Source organism: Streptomyces sp. NTD91 (assembly GCF_059510455.1).
The window spans coordinates 114,034-138,571 of record NZ_JCAJZW010000017.1 but is presented as its reverse complement, the minus strand read 5'-3'; the positions used below and the strand labels follow the sequence as shown (position 1 = coordinate 138,571).

The following is a 24,538-nucleotide window of genomic DNA, read 5'->3' as shown; positions in this document are numbered from 1 at the left end:
CGTGATCGCCATCATTCGGCACGTACGGCATGACCGCTCGCGAAGATGGGCCAACTGTGGGTTACTGCGACAAAGCGGTTCGGATCAGGGAGAAGGAACATGGCCAGCAAGGCTGAGAAGATCGTCGCCGGCCTCGGCGGTATCGACAACATCGAGGAGATCGAGGGCTGCATCACCCGGCTGCGCACCGAGGTGTCCGACCCCTCCCTGGTCGACGATGCCGCCCTGAAGGCCGCCGGCGCCCACGGCGTCGTCAAGATGGGCACCGCCGTCCAGGTCGTCATCGGCACCGACGCCGACCCCATCGCGGCGGAGATCGAAGACATGATGTGAGCCGCACCGGTTCACCCTCGAGGGGCTCTTCCCGACGCGGGAGGAGCCCCTTCCGCGTGTACGGCTAGGCTCCCTGCCATGTCTCGCATCGACGGCCGTACTCCCGAACAGCTCCGACCGGTCACCATCGAACGTGGCTGGAGCAAGCACGCCGAGGGCTCCGTCCTCGTCTCCTTCGGCGACACCAAGGTGTTCTGCACCGCCTCCGTGACCGAGGGCGTCCCGCGCTGGCGCAAGGGCAGCGGCGAGGGCTGGGTCACCGCCGAGTACGCCATGCTGCCTCGCGCCACCAACACCCGCGGCGACCGCGAGTCCGTCCGGGGCAAGATCGGCGGCCGTACCCACGAGATCTCCCGGCTCATCGGCCGCTCCCTGCGCGCCGTCATCGACTACAAGGCGCTCGGCGAGAACACCATCGTCCTCGACTGCGACGTCCTCCAGGCCGACGGCGGCACCCGCACCGCCGCCATCACCGGCGCCTACGTCGCCCTCGCCGACGCCGTCGCCTGGGCGCAGGGCAGGAAGCTGATCAAGGCGGGCCGGCAGCCGCTCACCGGAACCGTGTCCGCCGTCTCCGTCGGCATCGTCGGCGGCGTCCCGCTGCTCGACCTCTGCTACGAGGAAGACGTGCGCGCCGAGACCGACATGAACGTCGTCTGCACCGGCGACGGCCGCTTCGTCGAGGTCCAGGGCACCGCCGAGGCCGCCCCCTTCGCCCGCGAGGAACTCGACGCCCTGCTCGACCTCGCCGTCGGCGGCTGCGCCGAACTCGCCGCCCACCAGCGCACGGCGCTCGAGGCCACGCTCGCGACCCAGAAGTAAACGGCAGACAAAGAGAACGAGGAGGGCGCGGGCAACCCCCGCGCCCCCCTCGGCGTCCTAGGTCAGGAACGGACAGCCCATCAGGCGAGGGGAACACCGCCATGGCCGTCAGCCCACGCCGACGCCGTCTCACCGGAGCCGCCGCCGTGGCCCTCACCGCGCTCGCCGCCGGCCTCGCCACCGGCTGCGACAGCGTGAACAAGGCCCTGGACTGCGTGCAGACCGCCGACTCCATCGCCGACAGCGTCACCAGCCTGCAGCAGGCCGTGGAGAACGCCGCGAACGACCCCACCCGGGCGGACACCTCCCTGAACGCCATCGAGAACAACCTCGACAAGATCGGCGACAGGACCGACGACGTCGACGTCAACAAGGCGGTCGACGACCTGAAGAAGGCCGTGGGGAACGTCCGTACGGCCCTCAGGAACGGCGACCGGACGCCGGACGTCAGCCCGGTGACGGACGCGGCCGGCGAACTGACCAAGGTCTGCACGAAGTAACGCCCCCAAGGGGCGCGGGGGAGCGGCCGCCCCGCCCGGGCGCTCAGTACCCCCGACGCCGCTCCCGCTCCTCGCGGCGCTCCTCGCGCCGCGCCCGGAGCGACTCGTGCCGGGACTCCCTGCGCTCCAGCCTCTCCTGCCTGCGCTGCTCCTTCAGGCGGAGCCGCTCCGCGCGGGTGACCTTGCGTTCCACCGCGACCCCGCCCCAGAAGGCGAACCCTCCGACGACCACGCGCGGAGCGCCCGGCTCGGGCGGACCGTCGTCCCTCGGGTGGTCGAAGCCCCCCATGATGCCGATGCCCCGCACCACGACCTCGACCCCCGGCGGCACGATCACCTGCACCCCGCCCATGACCGCCACGCAGTTGATCACGACCTCGCGGTCCGCGAAGTCCGCCTCCCGCAGGTCGATCTCACCGCCGCCCATGACCGCGAAGCAGTTGAACTGCTTCGGCACCGTCCAGCGGCCCTTGCGCTGGAACCCCGACATGACGGCGACCGCACCCGCCGAGGATCCCTCGCCCCCCACGATCCTGTCGGCCCAACCACCGCCCCGGACCGGCTCCTTGACGAAGGACACCGGAGCGGGGGCCGGTGCCCCGCCGGCCGGCAGGTCACGCGTGAGCGGTGCCAGTTCGCCGTACGTGCGCGCCTTGTACGCCGCGTCCAGCCTCTCCTCGAACTCCCCCATGTCGAGCCGGCCCTCGGCCAGGGCGTCCCGCAGGACCTCGGCGACCCGCTCACGGTCGGCGTCGGACGCCCGGAGGTCCGGGACTGCGTCGTCGGTCATGACAGAAGCCTACGAGACCGCCTTCTCCTCGTACATCTTGGCGATGACGGCCTCGATGTCCGGCTCCCGCACCGACAGGTCCACCAGCGGATACTGCGCCGCGAGACACGCCACGAGCGGCGCCGCCGACTGCCCCGCCGGGAACGCCAGCCACTGCCGCGGCCCCTCCACCCGCACCACCCGCGCCGACGGCACCTCGACCGGCGGCAACTCCCGCTCCAGGTCCACCACCAGCGTCCGCTCGCTCTCCCCGGCCTCGTGCAGCCCCGCGAGCGGACCGTCGTACATCAGCCGGCCGTGGTCGATCACCATCACCCGCGAGCACAACTGCTCGATGTCCTGCAGGTCATGGGTGGTCAGCAGCACCGTCGTGCCCCGCTCCGCGTTCAACTCCCGCAGAAAACCGCGCACCTTCGCCTTCGACACCACGTCCAGGCCGATCGTCGGTTCGTCCAGGTACAGCACCTCCGGGTCGTGCAGCAGGGCCGCAGCGATGTCCCCGCGCATCCGCTGCCCCAGCGACAGCTGCCGCACCGGCACGTCCAACAGGGGTGCCAGGTCCAGCAGTTCGACGCACCGGTCCAGGTTCTCCCGGTAACGGGCCTCGGGGATCCGGTACATGCGGTGCGCCAGCCGGTAGGAGTCGATCAGCGGCAGATCCCACCACAGCGTCGTACGCTGCCCGAACACCACCCCGATCCGGTGCGCCAGCCGCCGCCGCTCCCGCGACGGATCGATCCCCGCCACCCGCAGCCGCCCCCCGCTCGGCGTGAGAATCCCCGTCAGCATCTTGATCGTGGTCGACTTCCCGGCGCCGTTCGGCCCGATGTACCCGACCATCTCCCCGCGCCCGACGGTGAACGAGAGCGAGTCCACCGCCCGCACCTCGCGCCGCTCCCGCTTCATGAACCCGGTCTTCCTGCGCACGGAGAAGACCTTCTCCACCCGCTCCAGTGCGATGAAGTCACTCACGACTAGCTCCCTGTGCTCCGGTACGAACGAAGTCCCGCCCGCCAGGCCAGCCCCGCCAGCGCACAGCACCCCACCGCCACCAGCGGCGGAGCGAACGCCGTCCACCGCGGCAGCCCCAGCGGATACGACCGCCCCAGCACGTAGGTCGCGGGCAGCCAGTTGACGAAGGCCAGCGGCAGCACGAACGTCACCCCGCGCACCAGCTCCTTCGCGAACACCGTCGGCGGATACTGCAGCAGCGTCGTCCCGCCGTAGGTGAAGGCGTTCTGCACCTCCGAGGCGTCCGACGCCAGGAACTGGAAGGCCGCCCCCGCCACGAACACCGCGCAGAAGATCCCGCAGCCGCTCAGCACCATCACCGGCATCAGCAGCACCCGTAGCGGCGTCCAGTCGACGTCCAGTCGCACGAGCGCCCACCCCAGCACCAGCAGGCCCTGCGTCACCCGGCCCAGCCGGCGCAGCGCGAACTGGTCGGCCGCAATCTGTGCCAGCACCGGTGCCGGACGCACCAGCAGCGCGTCCAGCGTGCCGTCGCGCACCCGGCGCCCCAGCCGCTCCATCGACCCGATCACCAGGTCGGCCAGACCGAACGCCGTCCCCGACAGGCCGTAGAGGAACGCCACCTCGGGCAGCGACCAGCCGCCGAGCGCGTCCACCCGGGAGAACATCAGCAGGATCGCGACGAAGTCGAAGAACGTCACCGCGAAACTGCCGAACGTCGTCATCGCGAACGAGGCGCGGTACGCCATCGTGGACCGGATCCACATCCCGGCGATCAGCAGGTAGGCCCGCAGCCCCTCCCTGACCCGCCCCGCCTCACCCACCCTGGACCACCACCCGCCGCGTCGCCGCCGACTGCACCAGCCGCCCGGCGCCCAGCAGCACCACCGCCCATGTGCCCTGGAACACATACGTGCCCAGCGGATCACCGTTGCCGAGCAGGATCTCCGCCGGCGCCTGGAGCAGCGACGACCAGGGCAGGGCCCGTACGACCTCGCCCAGCGCCCCCGGGAAGACGTTCAGCGGCAGCAGCATGCCCGAGCAGAAATAGCCGACAAGCCAGGACATCTGCGACACACCCAGGCCGTCCAGCAGCCAGAACGCGCTCAGCGCCACCAGGTACCGCAGTCCGAACCCGACGATCATCGCGAGCAGCACGGCGACGAGGAAGGCGGCCCAGGTGCCCACGTCCGTCGGCAGGTACGCCGGGAAGAACAGCGCACCGAACACGAACGGCACGACCCCCCGCCCCAGCAGCTGGAAGAACGCCCGGCCCAGATCGGTGGCCAGCCACCACAGCTGCAGGTCGGCGGGCCGGTACAGGTCGATCGCCACGTCCCCCGTACGGATGCGTTCCATCAACTCGCTCTCGACGCCCCCGCCGCCGATCGCGAGCGTCGACAGGAACGCCTGCCCCAGCCACACATAGGTCACGACCTGTGCCTGGTCCCACCCGCCGAGGTGCGGCCGCTCGTCCCACAGCGCCCGATACGTGTACACGAGGATCAGGCCGAAGACCGTGTTCGTGAAGACCCCTGCCGCAGTGGCGGTGCGATACGTCGCGTACCGTCTGAATCCCCCCGCCGCGACGGCCGCGTACAACCGTCCCGCGCCCACGTCAGTCCACCTCCCGGGACCGCCCGACACCGAAGCGCAGGAGCCTAGTCCCGGGGCCCGGCGGCCGGCCACACAATTTCGTGCCCGAAGCGTGCTGGAATCCGGGAACGGAACGCCAGGTGCGTGAGTCTTCAGACTGGGGGCGCAGAAGCGTACGAGGCGTACGGGAACGTACGACGCGAAACAGGAGTCCGTGCACGACATGAGCGACGAGCCGCAGCCGCAGCAGCCGAACGAAGGCGTGCCGCCGAGAAAGCCGCTGCCGGCTGATGGGCCCGGTGACCCCGAAGGCCACGCGGCGGCCAGGACACCAGCCGAGCCGACCCAGCCGAAGGACACCACGGAGGAACCGATCAGCGAGGCGGAACCGGAGGGGCCGACGGCATCGGTGGGGCCCCGGGCCGAGGCGTCCGCTGCGACGGAGCGGACCGGGCGTGGCGACCGGGCCGAGCAGGGCGGTCGCGCTCGGGGGGCGGAGCTCGGCCGAGCGGGTGACGGCGCTGCGGGCCGGACCCGCTCCACCGAGGCGGGCTCGTCGGCCGAGGGGGACCCTTCGGCGGGCTTTTCGGCTCCGGACCGCACGGCATCCGTCGCCCGCGCCCGCCAGGCGGCTCGCGGTGGGCGGACGGAGCAGCGGGAGACGGGCGCGTCGAGCGGTGACATGGCGCCGAGCGGGGTGTCGGGCGTCCAGGCGGGCCCGCCGGCTCGCGGGGCATCGACGTCCGGCCCCGCCTCCGGCGCCGCCGATGGCGCGATCGGTGGCCGTGAGGTCCCGGGTGCCGGCAAGGGTTCGCCGGACCGAGGCGCGTCGGGTTCCGGCGGCGCTTCGGCGGCCGACCAGGCCTCGGCAGCCGTCAAGGGATCCGTGTCCGACGAGTCGCCGGCGGCCCCCGGGTCCGGGCGGTCCCCCGAGGACTCCAAGAAGCCACAGGTGCCGGCGGCTCGCGGCGACTCCGAGCAGGCTCGGCCGGCCGAGAGCACGCAGGTGCTCCGGCGAGTCACGGCGCCGTCCGGCAAGGCGGCCGGGCCCACGCAGGGCTCCGGTGAGACGGGGACGCCCGAGACCACCCAGGTCCTCAGGCGCGTCACCGCACCCCGAGCGACCGAGCCGGGCGACCCTGCCAGGACGCCGTCCGCCTCCCCGTCCGCCGAGCCGAACGCCACCGGTCGTACTCCTCGTGCCACCGGCCCCGACACCAGCCCCCGCGCCGCGCGCCCGGGTGGCGCTGCGAACCGTGCCGCCCGGGCGGCCGGTGCCGCCGGTGCACTCGGCGCCGCCGGCCTCGCGGCCGGTCAGGCATCCGCGGCCGGCCCCGCGGGCGCGCCCGGCGCGGCGCGTGCGGCCGGAGCAGCCACCCTCGGCCCCGGCACCACCACCGCCGGCGCCGTAGCCGCCCCCACACCCCCCGACGGTGAGCCCGCCGGAGGCGGCGGTGGCGGGAAGAAGGGGAAGCGGCCCAAGCGGACCGGGTGGCGGCGGATCATCCCGACCTGGCGCATGGTGCTCGGCACCTTCTTCGTCGGCGTGCTCCTGATCATCGGCCTGTTCTACCTCGGCTACTCCATGGTCAAGATCCCGCCCGCCAACGCCCTCGCCACCAAGCAGAGCAACGTCTACCTATACGCCGACGGCTCCCAGCTGGCCCGCGACGGCCAGGTCAACCGGGAGAACGTCAGCCTCGCGCAGGTCTCCAAGGACGCCCAGCGCGCCGTACTCGCCGCCGAGGACCGCGACTTCTACAGCGAGTCCGCGATCGATCCCAAGGCGATGATCCGCGCCGCCTGGAACACAGCGACCGGCAAGGGCAAGCAGTCCGGCTCGACGATCACCCAGCAGTACGTGAAGAACTACTACCTCGCCCAGGAGCAGACGCTCACCCGCAAGGCCAAGGAGTTCTTCATCTCGATCAAGCTGGACCGCAACAAGTCCAAGGACGAGATCCTCGAGGGCTACCTCAACACCAGCTTCTTCGGCCGCAACGCCTACGGCATCCAGGCCGCCGCCCAGGCCTACTACGGCAGAGACGCCAAGGACCTCGACCCGGCCCGCGCCGCCTACCTCGCCGCGCTCGTCAACGCGCCCAGCGAGTACGACGTCGTCGCCCACCCCGAGAACAAGGCCGCCGCCGTCGCACGCTGGAACTACGTCCTGGACGGCATGGTCAAGAAGGGCTGGCTCAGCGCGTCCGAGCGCGCCGGCATGAAGTTCCCGATGCCGAAGGAGCAGACCGTCTCCACCGGCCTGTCCGGCCAGCGCGGCTACCTCGTCGAAGCGGTCAAGCACTACCTGACCACCAACAACATCCTCACCGACGACCAGCTCGCCGCCGGCGGCTACCGCATCACCACCACCATCCAGAAGGCCAGGCAGAACGCCTTCGTCAAGGCGGTGAACGACCAGCTGGTCTCCAAGCTGGACAAGAAGAACAACAAGGTCGACAACTACGTCCGGGCCGGCGGCGCCTCCGTCGACCCCAGGACCGGCAAGGTCGTCGCCATGTACGGCGGCATCGACTACGTCAAGCAGTACACCAACGGCGCGACCCGCGGCGACTTCCAGGTCGGTTCCACCTTCAAGCCGTTCGTGTTCACCTCCGCGGTGCAGAACGGCTCGACCACCCAGGACGGCCGCACCATCACCCCGAACACCATGTACGACGGCACCAACGAGCGCCCCGTGCAGGGCTGGAGCGGCGGCGCCTACGCCCCGCAGAACGAGGACCAGAAGTCCTACGGCCAGATCACCGTCACGAAGGCGACCGACCTGTCCGTGAACGCCGTCTACGCGCAGATGGCCGTCGACGTCGGCCCCTCCAAGGTCAAGCAGACCGCCGTCGACCTCGGCATCCCCGCCGACACCCCGGACCTCCAGCCGTACCCGTCGATCGCGCTCGGCACCGCCACGGCCAGCGTCCTGGACATGGCGGAGGCGTACGCCACGCTCGCCAACCACGGGCAGCACGGCACGTACACGCTGATCGACAAGATCACCAAGGACGGCACGGACGAGGTCAAGCTGCCCGACCAGTCGGTCAAGCAGGCCGTTCCCCGGCAGGCCGCCGACACCACCACCTCGATCCTGCAGAGCGTGGTCGACAACGGCACCGCCACCGCCGCGCAGGCCGCGGGCCGCCCGGCGGCCGGCAAGACCGGCACCGCCGAGAACGACACCGCCGCCTGGTTCGCCGGCTACACCCCCGACCTGGCCACGGTCGTCTCGGTCATGGGCCAGGACCCGGTGACCGCCAAGCACATGCCGCTGTACGGCGCCCTCGGCCAGCCCCGCATCAACGGCGGCGGCCCGCCGACCCAGATCTGGGCCCAGTACACGCACGACGCCCTGCAGGGCACCCCGTCCTCCGACTTCGACCTCCAGCTGGAGCAGGGCGCGGACCAGCCGCAGCCGCCCAGCTCCGCCAACCCCAGCCAGCCGGTCACCACCGGCGGCCAGAACACCGGCGGCACCACCGGCACCCCCACCGGCGGCACCCCGACCGGTACCCCGACCACCGGCACCACCACCGGCACTCCCACCAACGGCGGCACGACCACCGGCGGTACGACCACCGGCGGCACCCCCACCACCGGCGGCACCACCACAGGCGGCGGCACCACCAACGGCGGTACGACCACCAACGGCGGTACGACCACCAACGGCGGTACGACCACCGGCGGCGGCACGACCGCCGGCGGCCAGACCACCGACGGCGGCACGACCGCCGGCGGCGGAACGGGCGGCGGTGGTACGACCGGCACGACCGCCGGAGCCGGAGGCGGCGACCCGGGCGCCTGACGCCCCCGTGCCCCTCCTCGGTGACCGCTGGTCGCCTTCGGTCCCACCACGGCGACCAGCAGCAGACACACGGAGAAGATCCGGGCGGCGGTGACCGGCTCACCCCAGCACCGCCATGCCGGGCACCGCCGCCCCGGCCGCCCCGATGTGCGCGGCCCTCGCCGCGGTGTGGCTCGCTTCGGTGGCCGCCCGCCAGGTCTGATCAGGAATCTCTGAACGGGGGTGCGTCGTCTTCGCCGGAAGGTCGGGGTCCCGGTACGGCGCGTCTCGTCGGGCTGACGCCCAAGTGGCAATGGAACGTAGAAGGGGCCGGTGACCACGGTCACCGGCCCCTTCTACCGCAACGGACTCACAGATACAGCCCGGTGGAGTCCTCCGACCCCTCGAAGCGGTCCGCGGCCACGGCGTGCAGATCGCGCTCACGCATGAGCACGTACGCCACACCGCGCACCTCGACCTCGGCCCGGTCCTCCGGATCGAACAGAACCCGGTCACCCGGCTCCACCGTCCGTACGTTCTGCCCGACCGCGACGACCTCGGCCCAGGCCAGCCGCCGACCGACCGCGGCCGTGGCGGGAATCAGAATGCCGCCCCCCGACCGCCGCTCGCCCTCACCGGTCTCCTGCTTGACCAGAACCCGGTCGTGCAGCATCCGGATGGGCAGCTTGTCGTGATGGGGGGTGCTGTGCTCGTTTCTGTTGGCGCTCACGCCTCGAACCTACCTGCCTTCGACCCGCTCGTCCGCGCCCGGGTCAGCCCTTGCGTCGCCGCGAGCCCATGGCCAGCAGCCCGACGACACCGACCGCGAGCAGCGCGACGGGCACGACCCGCGCCATCCGCAGCGCGCCCTCCTCGTCGACGAACTGCCCCCTGACCTCGCTCACCACCCGGTTGACCTGTACGTACGCCCGTCCGACGGTGTGATCGACATGGGCGACGACCTTCGCCTTCGCATCCCCGATGATCGTCTGCGGATGCACCCGCACCCCGATCTCGTCGAGCGTCTCGGCCAGCACTTCACGGCGGCGCTGGATGTCCGCCTCGATCTGCGCCGGGGTTCTGGTGTCCGCCGTCTCCGCCACCGTACGGCCTCCGAAGTCTGCCGAAGTCTCCTGATGCTGTCCCGGACAGTCTGTCAGCTTCTCCTCACGGCGCACCGCAAGGCCCCCCGGTTACGCTGGGCCGATGAGCGAGCGACTCCAGCCGGGGGACGTGGCCCCCGCCTTCACCCTCCCGGACGCCGACGGCAACGAGGTGTCCCTTTCCGCCCACAAGGGCCGCAAGGTCATCGTCTACTTCTACCCCGCCGCCCTGACGCCCGGCTGCACCAAGCAGGCCTGCGACTTCACGGACAACCTCTCCCTCCTGGCGGGCGCCGGCTACGACGTCATCGGCATCAGCCCCGACCCCCCGGAGAAGCTCGCCGAGTTCCGCGAGAAGGAGGCCCTCGAGGTCACGCTGCTGGCCGATCCGGACAAGAAGGTGACCGAGGCCTACGGCGCCTACGGCGAGAAGAAGAACTACGGCAGGACCTACATGGGCGTCATCCGCTCCACGGTCGTCGTCGACGAGGACGGCAAGGTCGAACGAGCCCTCTACAACGTCCGCGCCACGGGCCACGTAGCCAAGATCATCAAGGATCTGGGCATCTGAGCGCCCGAACCGTCTGCCGGCGGCTCGCACCGGAACGACCGGGTGCGAGCCGCTTTCTCTTCACCGTGCGTGCCCCTCCTTCAACCGGTTCGTTGCTCCGCACGGGCAACGAACGTCTGGTCGGAGACGGAGGGGGCGAAGCGGACGAGGGGTTCCTGTGCCCAACTGCCGTGCGACCGCCAACGGCTGGTGCCGAGGGGGCGGACGGTGAAAGGCGCAGCCCCGTACACTGGGCGAGGCGGAACGGCCTGAAGGTCGATTGCCCGTTCTGGAGCGGTCGTGGCGAAATAGGCGATACGCGCGGGTTTTAGGTGCCCGTGGGAGAAATCCCGTGTGGGTTCGAGTCCCACCGACCGCACACGTGAGGGGCCGCCTGTCCAGGCGGCCCCTCCCGCGCACTCAGCTCAGCAGCTCCCGCACCACGGGCACCAGCGCCCGGAACGCCTTCCCCCGGTGGCTGATCGCGTTCTTCTCCTCCGGGCTCAGCTCGGCGCACGTCCGGGTCTCGCCGTGCGGCTGGAGGATCGGGTCGTAGCCGAAGCCGTTCGTCCCGGCGGGGGTGTGGCGCAGGACGCCCCGCAGTTGGCCCTCGACGACCCGTTCCCGGCCGTCCGGCAGTGCCAGGGCCGCCGCGCAGGCGAAGTGGGCGCCCCGGTGTTCCTCGGCGATGTCGGCGAGCTGGGCCAGGAGGAGGTCGAGGTTGGCCTTGTCGTCGCCGTGGCGGCCGGCCCAGCGGGCGGAGAAGATGCCGGGGGCGCCGCCCAGGACGTCGACGCAGAGGCCGGAGTCGTCGGCGACCGCCGGGAGGCCGGTGCACTGGGCGAGGGCGTGGGCCTTGAGCAGGGCGTTCTCGGCGAAGGTGACGCCCGTCTCCTTGACGTCGGGGATGTCGGGGTAGGCGTCGGCGCCGATCAGCTCGTGGGGGAGTCCGGCCTCGGCGAGGATCGCCCTGAGTTCGGTGATCTTTCCGGTGTTGCGGGTGGCGAGGATCAAGCGGGTCATGCCCGCCACCCTATTGCGGCCTCCGTACCTACAGTTCCGCCTGGCCCGCGCCCTGGAGCGTGCCGAGGTCGAAGATCCTCGCCATCCTGGCGAAGCCGAGGTCGCCGGGGTGGAGGTGGTCGCCGGAGTCGTAGTCGGGGCGGAGGCGTCGGGGGGCGTAGGGGTCGCGGAGGGCCCTGTCGAAGTCGACGACGGCGTCGTACACGCGGCCGGAGCGGATCTGCGCGTTGACCCGTCGCCGGACCGCTTCCCGGGCCGGGGTCCAGCCGCGGTGGCCCTCGAAGGGCATGAGGGTGGCGCCGACGGCCTTCAGGCCGTGGGCGTGGGCGTCGCGGACGAGGGTGCGCAGACCGGTGACGATCCTGTCGGGGTCGGCGAGGCGGGGGTTGTGGAGGATGTCGTTGACGCCCAGGTCGATGACGACGACCTTCACGTTCGGGTGGGACAGCGCGTCGCGCCCGAAGCGGCCGAGGCCGCTCTGGTTCTCGGCCGGCCGGCCGAGTCCGTCGGTGAGGACCTGGTTGCCGCTGATGCCCTCGTTGACGATGCTGCAGCGCGGCACCCGGCGTCCGCTCTCGACGGCGGTGCGCAGGCGGCCGGCGAGGATGTCCGGCCAGCGGCGGTCGGCGCCGATGGTGGAGGTGATGCCGTCGGTGATGGAGTCGCCGAGGACGACGACGGTGCCGTCGGCCTCGTTGCTGAGGACGTCCAGGCCGGTCAGGTAACGCCAGTAGGCGGTCTGCCGGGTGTAGGGGATGCCGGTGGCGTCCTCGGTGGCGTCGCCCGCGGCGAGGTAGGAGATCTGCCGGGCGTGCGGGTGGTAGGTGACGGGTCCTGAGGGGGTGGGGGAGTAGGTGGTGACCAGGACGTCGCTGTCGTGGGGCAGGGCGAGGCGCACGGCGTCGCTGACGGCCTGTTCGCCGGCGGGTATGACGACGGTGGTGGAGCCGTTGAAGGTGAGGCGGCGCACGGAGTCCGGCTCGGCGGCGGCGGTGCCGTCGCCCGCGGAGAGGGCTATGGAGGCGTGCGTGACGGTCAGCGGGGTGTGGCCGTAGAGGTTGGACAGCGTGATCCGGGCGCTCGTACCGCCGGTGCTGGTGTGGACGATGTTGCGGACGGAGTGGCCGGCGAGGCCTTCGGTCTCGGTGCCGGGTTCGCCGCCGACGGGGGCGGTGGACCAGGCACCGACCCAGGTGCCGGTGGAGACGGGGGCGGCGGAGGATCCGCGGTGGGGACGGTCGTCGGTGAGGGTGCCGCGCGGGGTGCCGTCGTCGGCGGCCACGGTGAGGTAGATGACGGCGGAAACGGCCAGGACCAGCGCGACGAGTGCGCTGAGCACCGCATAACCATGACGCTTGGTCATGCTTGTGTTGTTCTCCTCGGGGATGGGAGCCCGAGGCTCCGATCTGGGTGAGCCCATGATGCGTCATGGGCGGGGGAGAGCTGTCAGGAACCTGTCCGAGCCCCCGTTCCGTCAGACGCCGGGAACTCTTGTTCCGTTCCGGGAGTCGGTCAGGAAGGGACAATTGGGGGCGGGATCACCGGATGTGATCACCGACCTGGTCACTGACGTGATCGTCGGACGTGATCATCGTACGGCCGAGCTGAACGGGTGGAGCTGATGGGACCTACGGAGACCGGGACGGCGCCGGCGCGGGGTGTGTCGTACCGGACGATGACGGCCTTCACCCCGGCCGACGAGGAGCGCCGGCGCGGGGTGCGGCGGATGAAGCTGACGGCGACGGCCATGCTGCTGTTCGTGGCGGTGGTCTATGTGCTGGCCAAGGTCGCCGCGCACGCGGGGGCGGGGGAGTGGGCGGGTTTTGTGGCGGCCGCGGCGGAGGCCGGCATGGTGGGCGCGCTGGCCGACTGGTTCGCCGTGACGGCGCTGTTCCGGCATCCGCTGGGGCTGCCCATTCCGCACACCGCGATCATCCCCACGAAGAAGGATCAGTTGGGTGTCTCGCTGGGCGAGTTCGTGGGGGAGAACTTCCTGTCGCAGGACGTCGTACGGCAGCGGTTGCGCGCGGTCGGCATCGGCAGCCGGCTGGGGGGGTGGCTGGCCGAGCCGGAGCACGCGGACCGGGTGACGGCGGAGCTGGCGACGGCGTTGCGCGGCGCGCTGACGGTGCTGCGCGACGCGGACGTGCAGGCCGTGGTCAGCGAGGCGATCACGCGGCGGGCGAGCACACAGGAGGTCGCGCCGGGCATCGGGAAGATGCTGGAGAAGATCGTGGCGGACGGCGGGCACCGGCGGGCGGTGGACCTGGTGGTGGCGCGTGCGCACGACTGGCTGGTGCTGCACCGCGACGACGTGATGGTGGCGGTGGAGGGCGGTGCGCCCGGCTGGACGCCGCGGTTCGTGGACCGGAAGGTCGGCGAGCGGGTCTACCGGGAACTGCTGCGGTTCGTGACGGAGATGCGGGACATGCCCTCGCATCCGGCGCGCGGCGCGCTGGACCGTTTTCTCACCGATTTCGCCTCCGATCTGCAGTCCGACTCGGACACCCGGGTGCGGGTGGAGCGGCTGAAGGGTGAGGTGCTGGGCCGGGGCGAGGTGCAGGATCTGATCGCCTCGGTCTGGACGGCCGTACGGTCGATGGTGGTGGCGGCGGCCGAGGACGAGCGGAGCGAGCTGCGGGTGCGGGTGCGGGCGGCGCTGCTGTCGCTGGGTGCGCGGATGGCGACCGAGCCGAAGGTGCAGGGCAAGGTCGACAGCTGGGTGGAAGGCGCGGCCGTGCATGTGGTGACGACGTACCGCAAGGAGATCACCTCGCTGATCACGGACACGGTGGCGGGCTGGGACGCGGAGCACACGACCCGGAAGATCGAGGCGCACATCGGCCGCGATCTGCAGTTCATCCGGATCAACGGCACGGTGGTGGGGTCACTGGCGGGACTGCTGATCTACACGGTGACGCGGACGCTGGGCGCGTAGGGCCGCTTCCGACTGGTTCCGCCGGTCGGGGGCACCCGTTGTGGCGTCCCCCGCAGTCACCGTTGCCGGGGGGACGTCCTTCGAGGAGGAGGGAGCCCATGAGCGCAGCCGAGGCGTCGTCGCCGGGCATCGCAAGGCCCGAAAAGACCGGCAGGACGATCACCACCGACATTCCCGCGCGGCTGGACCGGCTGCCCTGGTCCCGCTGGCACTGGATGATCGTGATCGGTCTCGGGACGGTGTGGATCCTGGACGGCCTGGAGGTCACGGTCGTCGGCAACATCGCGAGCCGTCTGGCCGAGCCGGGCAGCGGGGTGTCGATCACGTCGAGCCAGATCACCGGTGTGGCCGCCGCGCTGTATGTGGCCGGTGCCTGTTCGGGCGCCCTTTTCTGGGGGCGGCTGACCGACCGGTTCGGCCGCAAGAAGCTGTTCATGATCACTCTGGCGGTGTATCTGGCGGCGACGGCGCTCACGGCCGTCTCCTGGGAGGCCTGGTGGTTCTTCCTGTTCCGCTTCCTGACCGGGTTCGGTGTCGGCGGTGAGTACGCGGCGATCAACTCCGCGATCGACGAGCTGATCCCGGCGCACTACCGCGGCCGGGTGGACCTGATCATCAACGGCAGCTTCTGGCTGGGCGCGATGGGCGGCTCACTGCTGTCGATCGTCGCCCTGAACACCGATCTCCTGGCGAAGAACGTCGGCTGGCGGCTGACGTTCGCCCTCGGCGCCCTCCTGGCACTGGTCATCCTCCTGGTACGGCGGCATGTCCCGGAGAGTCCGCGCTGGCTGCTGATCCACGGCAGGGACCGGGAGGCGGAGGAGATCGTCTCCGGGATCGAGCAGCGGGTGGAGCGGGAGAAGGGGGTAAGGCTGCCCGAGCCGCGGGGCGAGCTGGAGATCCACCAGCGCAAGAGCGTGACGTTCCTGGAGATCGCGCACACGGTGTTCGCCCGGTACCGCAGGCGCGCCGTGCTCGGCTTCTCCCTCTTCATCGGCCAGGCGTTCCTCTACAACGCGATCACCTTCGGCTTCGGCGCGATCCTGACCAAGTTCTTCGACGTGCCCTCGGACCACACCGGTTACTACTTCGCGGTGATCGCCGTCGGCAACTTCTGCGGCCCGCTGCTGCTGGGCAAGCTGTTCGACACGGTGGGCCGCCGGGTGATGATCTCCTCTACCTACCTGCTCTCGGGCCTGCTGCTGTTCGGCACGGCGTGGCTGTTCGGCCGGGGCGCGCTGAGCGCGGGCACGATGACGGCCTGCTGGTGCGTGGTGCTGTTCTTCGCCTCGGCGGGCGCGTCGAGCGCGTATCTGACCGTCTCGGAGATCTTCCCCATGGAGACCCGGGCGATGTCGATCGCCTTCTTCTACGCCCTCGGTACGGCGGCCGGCGGCGTCAGCGGTCCGCTGCTGTTCGCGGACCTCACGGGCACGGGCAGGGTCGGTGACACGGTCCTGGCGTTCTCGATCGGCGCGGCCCTGATGTGCGCGGCGGGCCTGGTCGCGGCCGTGCTGGCGGTACGGGCGGAGCGCCGCTCCCTGGAGGACGTCGCCCGCCCGCTGACGGCGGTGGCGAGCCGGGCCAAGGCGGCGACGCGGGGGGCGCGGGGGCCGGGCGAGGGCCCCGCGACACCTCCGGCGGCGAGCACGCCGTAACCGGGCCGGGACGGTGTCCGGCGCCGGTGGTGGATCCGGGCCGGACGATCATCAGGACGGTCACGGTGGCCCAGGTTCAGGCCTTGCGCCACCGGTTCAGGCCCTGCGGTCGGCGACGGCCCAGGAGGCGAGGGCGACGGCGCCGGCGACACCGAGGACGGACGGCCAGGCGCCGATCTTCTTGGCCAGCGGGTGGGATCCGGCGAACGCGGCGAGGTACGCGACGCTCAGTGCGCCGGCGGCCTTGCCGCCGGCCTGCGCGCGCCACTGCTGGGCGGCGGCGGCCCCGGCGACGGCCAGGACGGCCCCGCCCAGCTGCCGCTTCCTGGTCCAACGGGCGACGCCGTACCCTCCGACGAGCCCGGTCGCGGCGACGACTGCACTGGGAACCCTGGCCACGACAGCCTCCTCTTTCTCCACTTTTGCACTGTGTCCGAGTTCGAGGCTAACGCGCAGTCGACCCCGGCCCCCCAACCTGAGTCGAGGCTTGTCAAGTTTCCGGCGGAGAGTTATATAAGAAGGCGTAGGGCATCGCACACCGGCCCCTGACGAGAGGAGTGACCTGTGATGCTCATGCGCACCGACCCCTTCCGCGAACTCGACCGCCTCACGCAGCAGTTCTTCGGAGAAGCCGCGCGTCCGGCCGCGATGCCGATGGACGCCTACCGCGCCGGGGACGACTTCCTGGTCCACTTCGACCTGCCCGGCATCGACCCCGAGTCGATCGAACTGGACGTCGAGCGCAACGTCCTCAACGTCCGCGCCGAGCGCCGCAGCCCGGCGCCCCAGGACGCGGACATGCTCGTGGCCGAACGCCCCACGGGCACCTTCACCCGCCAGCTGTTCCTCGGTGAGACCCTCGACACGGACCGTATCGACGCGTCGTACGAGGCCGGCGTCCTGACCCTGCGCATCCCGATGGCCGAACAGGCCAAGCCGCGCCGCATCCAGATCACGGGCGGCGGCGCGGACCGCAAGGAGATCAGCGGCTGACGGCGGAACCGCCGGCCGGCTGACGACACCGCGCGTCCCGGACTCGCAGCGAGCCCCGGGACGCGCCGCCCTGCGCGGAATCCGGCTGCCACCACTCGGGCCACCCGGCCACGCGTTGGCCCGAATCGCACCCGTGACAACAGCAGAAGGGGGTATTCGGGGTCCACCCGATACCTCACGGCGTGACCAGCCGATCCCATGGATCCGCCCATCCGCCGAAGTATCGAAGCGCCCGGAGGAGGAGCCACCACGATGACCGTGACGACCCCGCAGCCGAGAACGACGATCCCGGCCCCGTCCCCCCTGGTCACCCGCGACCGCGACACCGACACCACACGCTGGCACGAACTGACGGAGAAGGTGCGCGAGGCGGGCCAGTACACCACGAGAGCGGAGGCGGAACGCGTGACCCGCGTCGTCCTCTCGGCCCTGGGCGGCCATGTGACCGGCGACGAGCGCGTGGCCCTCGCCCAGGCCCTCCCCCGAGAGGCGGGCCGGGTGATCGCCTCCCAGATCCCCGCGACCCACCCGCTCACGGCCCGGGAGTTCGTCGACTCGGTCGCCACCCGCATCGAGGGCGCGACGCCCGCGACGGCCCGCTGGGACGTCAGCTCGGTCCTCAGCACCCTGGCCGACTGGCTGGGCGACCCCCTGACCACCCGCCTCCTCACCCAACTCCCCCCGGGCTACGCCCTCCTCTTCGGCCGCGCGGACCTGGCGGCGACGGCCTGACGGCCAACGCGGGCGCCGCACGCCCCCGTGCGGCGCCCGCGCGCCACCGACGGCGAGCTCGACACGGCCGCCGGTCACACCGTGTCCCTTCCTGAGACAGGACACGGCAGCTCAGGCTTCGAACGGTTCGGAGAACAAGCCACCACCGCGAGCGACAGGTACAAGGGCCGCTCAAGGTAGAACCCCAACGACACATCACCCCCCGAGCCCAGCTGTTCCGCAGCGGAGTCGACGAGCAGGGCGAGGTCCATGAAGTCCCGATACCGTTCGGACGCAATTCGAGGCGCGTACTCGGCCACGCACGCGCCGACCCACCCGGCGGCATCCTGGGCCTCTTCCCATGTGCCACGCACCAGGGACCGCGGTTTCACAAGCCAGTAGGCCGTCTCCAGGGGAGGAAGATCCACGGTCGGAAAGGCGGCCGCCACCTCCCGGTAGCGCTCGACCAGCTCAGGCCTGCACCCGGCCGGTGGGGGCTCGGGATGCGGAGGCCGCCGTAGTGCCTCCCGGTCGAAACGCTCTTTCGCTCCCACCCACACATAGCCGTGGTGATGCACCAGTCATTCCTGTCGGGCGCCGATGGACGAGCGGGACCGGTCCCCGGCTTCCCGCGAAAGCCGGGGACCGGTCGGTAAGGATCAGACGGACAGCCCGAACCGCGCCGGATCGATGCCGGCCACGGCCAACTCCTCCGTCGTGAAACGCAGCGGCTCCACATCCGGCCGCTTGCTGTCACCCAGGGCCCAGGCGTCGTCGCCGATCCGCGCGAGCGTCACGCACCCCTCGGTACAGGGCCCTCCGCAAGCCTTCACGAAGGAGGCCCCGCTGATGTCGAGCCCATACAGCTTGTTTCCGTCCAGCATCACTGCACCTTCCTGCTCAACTGATCACGGCCAAGACTGACCGCAGCCGCCCGGATGGGCGGGAGTTCGTGGTAGGGAGGCCGACGTCTCAGCGCCCGGAGCCCGTACCGCGTACGTTGCACCGCCGGCACTGACACGGCGGCCACTCCGCAGTGATCAACGGTGGAAGATCATCGGTGGCGAACACGACACGCTCGGGTCCCCAGCTCTTACCGGAGTCCTGAGAGACACGCATGGTCATGAGCGGGCGGTCGGCAACGTCTCGTAGCGGAACCGCCGTGCCCTCGGCCCGTACCCGCCGGGACATTGGCTGGGCGCAGCTGTGCGCATCACCAGTCGCTCTGTCCATAGCCTCTTGCGTTTCCAAAGAGCCACCTCCCGTGCTGGGCTCCGGTCGAGCACCTGCTCCAGCGTTCAGCAACGCAGCGGCACCATCCAGGACTTGTACAGGTCGGGAAAAGGACCTCAATAGGACTCTTATCAATCCGTGTGAGGGAAGCAACGCCTGAGAGAGGACTAAGTGTGGGAGTGTTGAACGAGCAAGAGCAGGAGGTGTCCACGTGTCCAGGCCCACCGGGAACATCCGACTCAAGGCCGCTCGAGTAGCTACCGGCTTCAACTCCCAGCAAGATCTGGCGGACGCACTGACCAGGCATGCAGAGAGCATGGGCCTACGAGGACTCTCTGTCGGTGTACGACAAGTCCGCCGCTGGGAGTCGGACAGTCCGCCGTGGCCGCAGCCGGACTGCCAGCGGGTACTTGTTCACCTGCTGGGCCAAAGCATGGAAGCACTCGGGTTCACGCCTCCTTGGGGCGCTGACGGTCCGCAGGGCGCGGAGCCCACCCGGCGCGCCGTCGTCGCTGGGGGCGCGGCCGCTCTGGGCGTGACAGCCATGCCTCGTCGAGCCGCCGCCACGCCGCAGCCGTCAACGGCAGGCATCGACTATCAGGCAGTCACCCGATCTCACCGAAGGCTCTACTGGTCCGTCGCCCCGCCCCAACTCCATCCCGCGGTCGTCGCTCACGCCCGACTGGGATGCGCCTTGCTGCCTGACACCTCGGACTCGACACGTCGGACGGTCGCGAACGCGCTGGCTGAGACATACCTTCTGGCGGGGCGGATCGAGTTCTTCGACCTCCGTGAGCCCGGTGCCGCCGATGCCACTCTCCTCTCGGCGCTGCAAGCCGCCGCCGAGGCAGAGGACCCGTTGCTGGGCTCGGCGATTCTCGCGCACATGGCGTTCGTGCCGGGCTGGGCGGCGGACCGTCACGGAGCCCTGGAGCGGATGACAGCCGCACGGACATACGCCCGACGCGTCCCGGCGTCAGCCGAGTTCCTCGCCTGGCTCGACGCGGTGGAGGCCGAATGCGAAACCCGGTGCGGCAACACGCGTACCGCTCTCCACCTCATCGGACACGCCGAAGACGTCCTGGCAGGCGGTAACGAACATCCATCGCCGGAGTGGATGGACTGGTTCTCCCCAGCTCGCTTGGCCGCGTTCAAGGGAAACACCCAAGCGATCGCGGGACACCTCCCGCAAGCCCGTGAGAGCCTGCTCCAAGCCCTGGCCGCGATGACAGCGGCCGAGGACAAGCAGCGCTCGGTGGTCTACGGCGACCTGGCCGCGGCGGAAGCGGCCTCGGGCAATCCGGAGCAGGCCTGCGAGTATGCGGGTAAGGCTTTGGATCAGCTAGCCGTCACCTGGTACGCCACCGGCATGGATCGAGTGCGAGAAGCCCGCCGTGCGCTGGCGCCGCACCAACATGAGCGCTGCGTTCGTGATCTCGACGACCGACTGTACGACTGGTCGACGACGCTCAGCGCACTGAGCCGTTGAAGTCTTCGACGGCTTCTGACAGTTCGAGCAAACTCTCGACTCGGAAGGTTGGCAACTCTCGGGCCTCAGAGGAGTCCCACTGAATCGTCGCCCAGGGGCCGCGATGCACGAGTGCCGTGCGCATACCCGCCTGGCGCGCCGGGCGGATGTCGTTGTCGCAGCGGTCCCCGACGTAAAGGATCTCGCCGACACCGTAGGGCACAGCCTCAGCAACCCGCTTGAAGAACTCGAGGTCAGGCTTGCTGGCATCCCAGTCGTCAGAGGTGCCGATCAGGTCGACGTCGCTTGAGAACAACTGACGCAGAATCCGCCCGGCACGCACGGTCTGGTTCCCGGCGATGCCGAGCCACAGGCCCTCGGCGCGGAGCCGCGCGAGCGCCGGGCGAACATCGGCGTACAGATCCTCTTCCCCGAACGTCTCCGGTTGCCCCGCGGCGGCCCGCTTCTCCCGCTCCTCGTAGAGATCGAACCCCGGCCGGAACTCCTGGAAGACGTCCCTGTAGTCCCGCCCCTGAGCGATCACAGCGCCGAACATCGCATGGAACGTGTGCCGAGGCACCCCCAGCCAGTCCGCCCAGGTGCCGTACTCCCGAGTCTCGTCCACCAGGCACTCACCGACGTCGAAGACGACTGCGCGAATCATGTACCGCAGCATAGACAGTCACACGAGCCAGCGCCGCGGCCACGGTGGCGCTGGCCCTTGCAATGGGCCGCGCGGCTTACTCGCCAGTAACTTCCTCGATTTGCCGTACTACCGAGTCTTTCCGCGCCAGAAGGAAGGCCGGAGTAGCGAAGCAGCCTGTGATGGTTCCGGACTTCCAAACCCGCTGCCCTAAGGTCAGCTCCCTGTGATGGCCGAGTACGTCCAGACGTCCGCCGGTAGTTCGTGCTTCAGGCGCCAGGTGATCGCCATCGGCCTGCTGCCGGTGTGGCTCTCGTAGGTGGCTGGGCCTAGGAGCATCCACGGCTGAGACTTTCCTATGTCGGTCTCTTTGTAGCGCCGCATGAAGAGCAGGACGTGACTGCCGCGCTCCCTGTGGTGCTCGTAGCGCAGGCCAGTGGGGGAGTTGGCGGCGGTCGAGTTCTGCGACTCCCAGTGGAAGAGCGTTGGGCTCAACGCGTAGTCCTTGTAGCGGATGGTGGGCGAGAAGTCCTTCTCGTTCTTTTCGAGGGTGATGAGGAGCGCGTCGGTCTTCAACTCCTCCACCCACTGCACGCCCTGCGCGAAGGTGCGGGGCATCTGGCCACCGAAGCGGGCTACGCCGAGCGCGGCGAGGATTTCGGAGCGGTTGTAGGCGCTGTGCACCTTCAGCGGGACATGACTGAGCGGGCCGGAGAGCCGGAGGGGGACATGGTCGGCCTGCTCGATGACGTGTGTGAGCACCTGCCGTAGCTCGTCACGGAACACTCGCTGCTCCTTCAGCGATTCCAGACCCTCCTGGAAGCTGGTAAAGCCGCCTGCGTTGTCCCAGAGGTTGAAGAAGAACATGCGGGCGTACGACTGGTCGGTGGGACCAAGTTCATCGTAGGCAGGAGCGTCGTCCTGGAGGAGGCGGAGGTAGGCCTGCGCGCGCTCCGGGTCGTCAACGTGCAGGAAGGCGTGAACCCGCTTGAGCAGCGCGGCTTCTCCAGCGGGTGCGGGTTCATCGATCAGGGCTGCGCGGCGCAGCACTGCTGTCCAGGAGTTGTCGCTCCTGTACAGCTCCTTGATCTCCCGGCGGCTCTCCCGAAGGTAACTGGCGAGGCGGGGCGTGCCGTAGGCCTTGACCTCCTTCACCAGTGTCTTCACCGTGGCGCCCAGTTGGGTCCGGATGTTGTCGATGACGAGGTCTTTCGACTTGCCCTCCAGGATGATCTGGCAGCCCGACGGCAGCTGGGGGAAGTCGTGCGCGATGTGATCAAGGAGTCGGTTCCGCGAGAGATCGGTCATGGCGCGGAACTGTTCCTCGAAGCGGAACTCGGCGCGGTGCTGCCCGATGAAGTCGAGGACGGTGAGCACGGGCTTCGATTCAGTGCGCCGCAGTCCCCGGCCCAACTGCTGGAGGAAGACGGTGGCGCTGTTGGTGGGGCGCAGAAGGAGCAGCGTGTCGACGTCAGGGATGTCGAGTCCCTCGTTGAACAGGTCGACGGAGAAGATCACCTGGAGCTTTCCGTCACGGAGGTCGGACAAGGTCTGGGAGCGCACTGCGGAGGGCGAGTCGCTGTCGAGCGCCACTGCCGCGAAGCCGGCCTCTCGGAAGAAGTCCGCCATGAAGTGGGCGTGTGCCTTGGTCACGCAGAAGCCCAGCGCCCGCATGGCACCGGGGTTGGAGACCTTGTCCCGGATCTGCTTCACCACGATCCGGGCGCGCGCGTGGTTGCCCGTGTAGAGGTTGCCGAGTTCCTGATCGGCGTACGAACCCTTCTGCCAGCCGAGATTCGTCAGGTCCGTGCCGTCGGGGATGCCGAAATAGTGGAAGGGGCAGAGGAGGTCGTTCTCCAGGGCCGCCCAGAGCCGCATCTCGGCAGCGATCCGGCCCTCGAAGAACTCGTCCTGGACATTGAGGCCGTCCATCCGCTCAGGGGTGGCCGTCAGGCCCAGCAGCTCCTTCGGCGTGAAGTGGTCGATCACACGCCGATAGGTGGTGGCGGTGGCGTGGTGGAACTCGTCGATGACGATGACGTCGAAGTGTTCGCGCGCCAGTTGCTCAAGACGCTGCACGTTGAGCGATTGGACGCTGGCGAAGACGTGGTTCCACTCGCGCGGATCCTGTCCTGCGTGGAGCAACTCCCCGAAGGAAGCGTCGTCCAGCACCTCCCGGTAGGTGCGCAGGGACTGCTTGAGGATCTCCTTGCGATGGGCCACGAACAGCAGCCTCGGTCGGGCGCCCTCCGCCTTGCGGCACAGACCGCGGTAGTCGAGGGCGGCCATCACCGTTTTTCCAGTGCCGGTCGCTGCGACCAGAAGGTTGCGATGCCGACCGCGGATTTCCCGCTCGACGGTGAGCCGCTCCAACATGTCCCGCTGGTGGGGATAAGGGCGTACCTCGAGACCGGAAAGGCTGATCTTCAGGTCCGTGCCTGGACTGGTGCCACTGGCTTGGGCCAGCGCTTCATCGAGGCGGGCGGCGTGGAGGTCGGGGTCGTACGTCTCGAAGGCGGTGTCGTTCCAGTACGCGTCGAAGGTCGCCTCAAACTTGTTCAGCACGGCCGGTGTCGCCACGGATGACAGCCGTACGTTCCACTCCAGCCCATCGAGCAGTGCAGCCTTCGAAAGGTTGGAACTGCCGACGTACGCCGTGTCGAAGCCCGTCTTGCGCCTGAACAGCCAGGCCTTCGCGTGCAATCGAGTGGAACGGGTCTCGTAGTTGACCTTGACGGTGGCGCCGAAGTCGCGGACCAGTCGGTCGAGCGCGTGACGGTCGGTGGCGCCGATGTAAGTGGTCGTTATGACACGTATCGTCACTCCCCGCTCGCTCGCGGCGCGCAGTGAGTCTCCCAGGACCCGAAGGCCGTACCACTTCACGAACGCGCACAGCAGATCAATACGGTCTGCCGTAGCCAACTCGGCCCTGAGTTCGGAGCCCAGGCTGAGGTCCTCAGGGGAGTTGGTGATGAGCGACGTCTCGGACAGCGGCGTTAAGGGGCGCAACGCGTACACGCCCGGAGCCTCCTGCCTGGCGAGAGTCAGAAGCTGGCGAGGACCCTCGATGATGGAGCTGACGGCCTCGGCTTCGCTCGACTCTGGAGTGCGTGTAGCGGCCAGTGCATCGAGGATGCGGTTCGCGACTTTGACACGGTCCTGGGCTGGGACTTCAGCCAGCCTTCGGCCGACAGCTTCACCGATGTGTCGGGCCAGGACGTGGGGAGCGGACTCCGGGCTGACCTCGGCATCGATGGTTTTCCAGCCAGCTGCTTCGAATCGCGCCAGCTCGTCGCGTACGTCATCCGTGATCAACTTCTCGTAGACGCCAGCGATCGGCTCTGGCCGGCCCATAGGTTCCGACATGACCGCTCCCCCCTGATCCTTCGTGATGCGCAGGCGCCCCCTACAC

The 24,538-nt window shown here is 69.8% G+C and carries 23 protein-coding genes, 1 tRNA gene and 1 pseudogene; 11 read left to right on the top strand and 14 right to left on the bottom strand.

Annotation, left to right across the window (positions count from 1 at the left end):
* Positions 1–99 precede the first annotated feature (99 nt).
* The 3 genes from AC5WRT_RS19615 (at position 100) to AC5WRT_RS19605 (ending at position 1,655) form a co-directional block, all read left to right on the top strand.
* Entirely contained in the window at positions 100–333 is a 234-nt protein-coding gene (locus AC5WRT_RS19615; protein WP_361248011.1) for a PTS sugar transporter subunit IIB, read from the top strand.
* Positions 334–411: 78 nt separating this feature from the next.
* Complete coding sequence (gene rph / locus AC5WRT_RS19610; RefSeq protein WP_496094891.1) at positions 412–1,155, top strand: ribonuclease PH; 744 nt, start codon at positions 412–414, stop codon at positions 1,153–1,155.
* Positions 1,156–1,256: 101 nt separating this feature from the next.
* Positions 1,257–1,655, top strand: a complete 399-nt coding sequence (locus tag AC5WRT_RS19605) for a hypothetical protein (RefSeq protein ID WP_496100449.1) — start codon at positions 1,257–1,259, stop codon at positions 1,653–1,655.
* 43 nt (positions 1,656–1,698) lie between these two features.
* Here the strand turns inward: AC5WRT_RS19605 and AC5WRT_RS19600 are convergent, their stop codons facing one another.
* From AC5WRT_RS19600 to AC5WRT_RS19585, 4 genes are read right to left on the bottom strand one after another with little or no spacing between them, the layout of a single operon-like run.
* The gene (locus tag AC5WRT_RS19600; RefSeq protein ID WP_496100448.1) at positions 1,699–2,445 is read right to left on the bottom strand and encodes a DUF1707 SHOCT-like domain-containing protein; all 747 of its coding nucleotides are present in this window, start codon (positions 2,443–2,445) and stop codon (positions 1,699–1,701) included.
* A gap of 9 nt (positions 2,446–2,454) precedes the next feature.
* Entirely contained in the window at positions 2,455–3,462 is a 1,008-nt protein-coding gene (locus AC5WRT_RS19595; protein ID WP_496095004.1) for an ABC transporter ATP-binding protein, read from the bottom strand.
* Entirely contained in the window at positions 3,420–4,184 is a 765-nt protein-coding gene (locus AC5WRT_RS19590) for an ABC transporter permease (RefSeq protein WP_496095005.1), read from the bottom strand. Before AC5WRT_RS19590 ends, AC5WRT_RS19595 begins: the two co-directional genes overlap by 43 nt.
* A gap of 49 nt (positions 4,185–4,233) precedes the next feature.
* A complete protein-coding gene (locus AC5WRT_RS19585) occupies positions 4,234–5,034 on the bottom strand; it encodes an ABC transporter permease (RefSeq protein ID WP_496094894.1) in 801 nt (266 codons plus the stop codon).
* Between the two features lie 1,498 nt (positions 5,035–6,532).
* Here AC5WRT_RS19585 and AC5WRT_RS19580 point away from each other — a divergent pair.
* Positions 6,533–8,827, top strand: a complete 2,295-nt coding sequence (locus AC5WRT_RS19580) for a transglycosylase domain-containing protein (protein ID WP_496095006.1) — start codon at positions 6,533–6,535, stop codon at positions 8,825–8,827.
* 20 nt (positions 8,828–8,847) lie between these two features.
* On the opposite strand, the pseudogene AC5WRT_RS19575 reads toward AC5WRT_RS19580, so the two are convergent.
* The 3 genes and pseudogenes from AC5WRT_RS19575 to AC5WRT_RS19565 form a co-directional block, all read right to left on the bottom strand.
* Positions 8,848–8,974: pseudogene (locus tag AC5WRT_RS19575) on the bottom strand (DMT family transporter); the annotation flags it as partial.
* Between the two features lie 202 nt (positions 8,975–9,176).
* Entirely contained in the window at positions 9,177–9,536 is a 360-nt protein-coding gene (locus AC5WRT_RS19570) for a GroES family chaperonin (protein ID WP_039657929.1), read from the bottom strand.
* Between the two features lie 43 nt (positions 9,537–9,579).
* The gene (locus AC5WRT_RS19565) at positions 9,580–9,909 is read right to left on the bottom strand and encodes a DUF3618 domain-containing protein (RefSeq protein ID WP_496094895.1); all 330 of its coding nucleotides are present in this window, start codon (positions 9,907–9,909) and stop codon (positions 9,580–9,582) included.
* Between the two features lie 103 nt (positions 9,910–10,012).
* On the opposite strand from AC5WRT_RS19565, the gene bcp reads away from it, so the two are divergent.
* Both bcp and AC5WRT_RS19555 read left to right on the top strand, forming a co-directional pair.
* On the top strand, positions 10,013–10,480 hold the full coding sequence (bcp, locus tag AC5WRT_RS19560; protein ID WP_496094896.1) for a thioredoxin-dependent thiol peroxidase: 468 nt from the start codon (positions 10,013–10,015) through the stop codon (positions 10,478–10,480).
* A 273-nt stretch (positions 10,481–10,753) separates the two neighbouring features.
* Positions 10,754–10,838: transfer RNA gene (locus AC5WRT_RS19555), tRNA-Leu, on the top strand.
* Positions 10,839–10,879: 41 nt separating this feature from the next.
* Here the strand turns inward: AC5WRT_RS19555 and rdgB are convergent.
* Both rdgB and AC5WRT_RS19545 read right to left on the bottom strand, forming a co-directional pair.
* Positions 10,880–11,482, bottom strand: a complete 603-nt coding sequence (rdgB, locus tag AC5WRT_RS19550; RefSeq protein ID WP_496094897.1) for an RdgB/HAM1 family non-canonical purine NTP pyrophosphatase — start codon at positions 11,480–11,482, stop codon at positions 10,880–10,882.
* 28 nt (positions 11,483–11,510) lie between these two features.
* The gene (locus tag AC5WRT_RS19545; protein WP_496100447.1) at positions 11,511–12,845 is read right to left on the bottom strand and encodes an SGNH/GDSL hydrolase family protein; all 1,335 of its coding nucleotides are present in this window, start codon (positions 12,843–12,845) and stop codon (positions 11,511–11,513) included.
* 258 nt (positions 12,846–13,103) lie between these two features.
* Between AC5WRT_RS19545 and AC5WRT_RS19540 the strand changes: the two genes are divergently transcribed.
* Together AC5WRT_RS19540 and AC5WRT_RS19535 are read left to right on the top strand one after the other, a co-directional pair.
* Positions 13,104–14,420, top strand: a complete 1,317-nt coding sequence (locus AC5WRT_RS19540) for a DUF445 domain-containing protein (RefSeq protein ID WP_496094899.1) — start codon at positions 13,104–13,106, stop codon at positions 14,418–14,420.
* A 98-nt stretch (positions 14,421–14,518) separates the two neighbouring features.
* A complete protein-coding gene (locus tag AC5WRT_RS19535) occupies positions 14,519–16,078 on the top strand; it encodes an MFS transporter (RefSeq protein WP_496094900.1) in 1,560 nt (519 codons plus the stop codon).
* A 96-nt stretch (positions 16,079–16,174) separates the two neighbouring features.
* Here AC5WRT_RS19535 and AC5WRT_RS19530 read toward each other — a convergent pair whose 3' ends face one another.
* Entirely contained in the window at positions 16,175–16,477 is a 303-nt protein-coding gene (locus AC5WRT_RS19530; protein WP_496094901.1) for a hypothetical protein, read from the bottom strand.
* A 168-nt stretch (positions 16,478–16,645) separates the two neighbouring features.
* Here AC5WRT_RS19530 and AC5WRT_RS19525 point away from each other — a divergent pair, with 168 nt between their 5' ends.
* Entirely contained in the window at positions 16,646–17,071 is a 426-nt protein-coding gene (locus AC5WRT_RS19525; RefSeq protein WP_496094902.1) for an Hsp20/alpha crystallin family protein, read from the top strand.
* Between the two features lie 252 nt (positions 17,072–17,323).
* Positions 17,324–17,803, top strand: a complete 480-nt coding sequence (locus AC5WRT_RS19520) for a DUF2267 domain-containing protein (RefSeq protein WP_496094903.1) — start codon at positions 17,324–17,326, stop codon at positions 17,801–17,803.
* Positions 17,804–17,877: 74 nt separating this feature from the next.
* Here AC5WRT_RS19520 and AC5WRT_RS19515 read toward each other — a convergent pair whose 3' ends face one another.
* Both AC5WRT_RS19515 and AC5WRT_RS19510 read right to left on the bottom strand, forming a co-directional pair.
* A complete protein-coding gene (locus AC5WRT_RS19515; RefSeq protein WP_496094904.1) occupies positions 17,878–18,360 on the bottom strand; it encodes a hypothetical protein in 483 nt (160 codons plus the stop codon).
* A gap of 81 nt (positions 18,361–18,441) precedes the next feature.
* Positions 18,442–18,666 carry a DUF397 domain-containing protein gene (locus tag AC5WRT_RS19510; RefSeq protein WP_453312386.1) on the bottom strand — a complete coding sequence of 75 codons (225 nt, stop codon included), beginning with the start codon at positions 18,664–18,666 and terminating at the stop codon, positions 18,442–18,444.
* 560 nt (positions 18,667–19,226) lie between these two features.
* Here AC5WRT_RS19510 and AC5WRT_RS19505 point away from each other — a divergent pair.
* A complete protein-coding gene (locus AC5WRT_RS19505; RefSeq protein ID WP_496094905.1) occupies positions 19,227–20,504 on the top strand; it encodes an NsdA family TPR-like regulatory protein in 1,278 nt (425 codons plus the stop codon).
* Here the strand turns inward: AC5WRT_RS19505 and AC5WRT_RS19500 are convergent.
* Together AC5WRT_RS19500 and AC5WRT_RS19495 are read right to left on the bottom strand one after the other, a co-directional pair.
* A complete protein-coding gene (locus AC5WRT_RS19500; protein ID WP_496094906.1) occupies positions 20,485–21,147 on the bottom strand; it encodes an HAD family hydrolase in 663 nt (220 codons plus the stop codon). The two genes, AC5WRT_RS19505 and AC5WRT_RS19500, sit on opposite strands and share 20 nt — an antisense overlap.
* Positions 21,148–21,342: 195 nt before the next feature.
* On the bottom strand, positions 21,343–24,492 hold the full coding sequence (locus tag AC5WRT_RS19495) for a DEAD/DEAH box helicase (protein ID WP_496094907.1): 3,150 nt from the start codon (positions 24,490–24,492) through the stop codon (positions 21,343–21,345).
* Between the last annotated feature and the right edge of the window lie 46 nt (positions 24,493–24,538).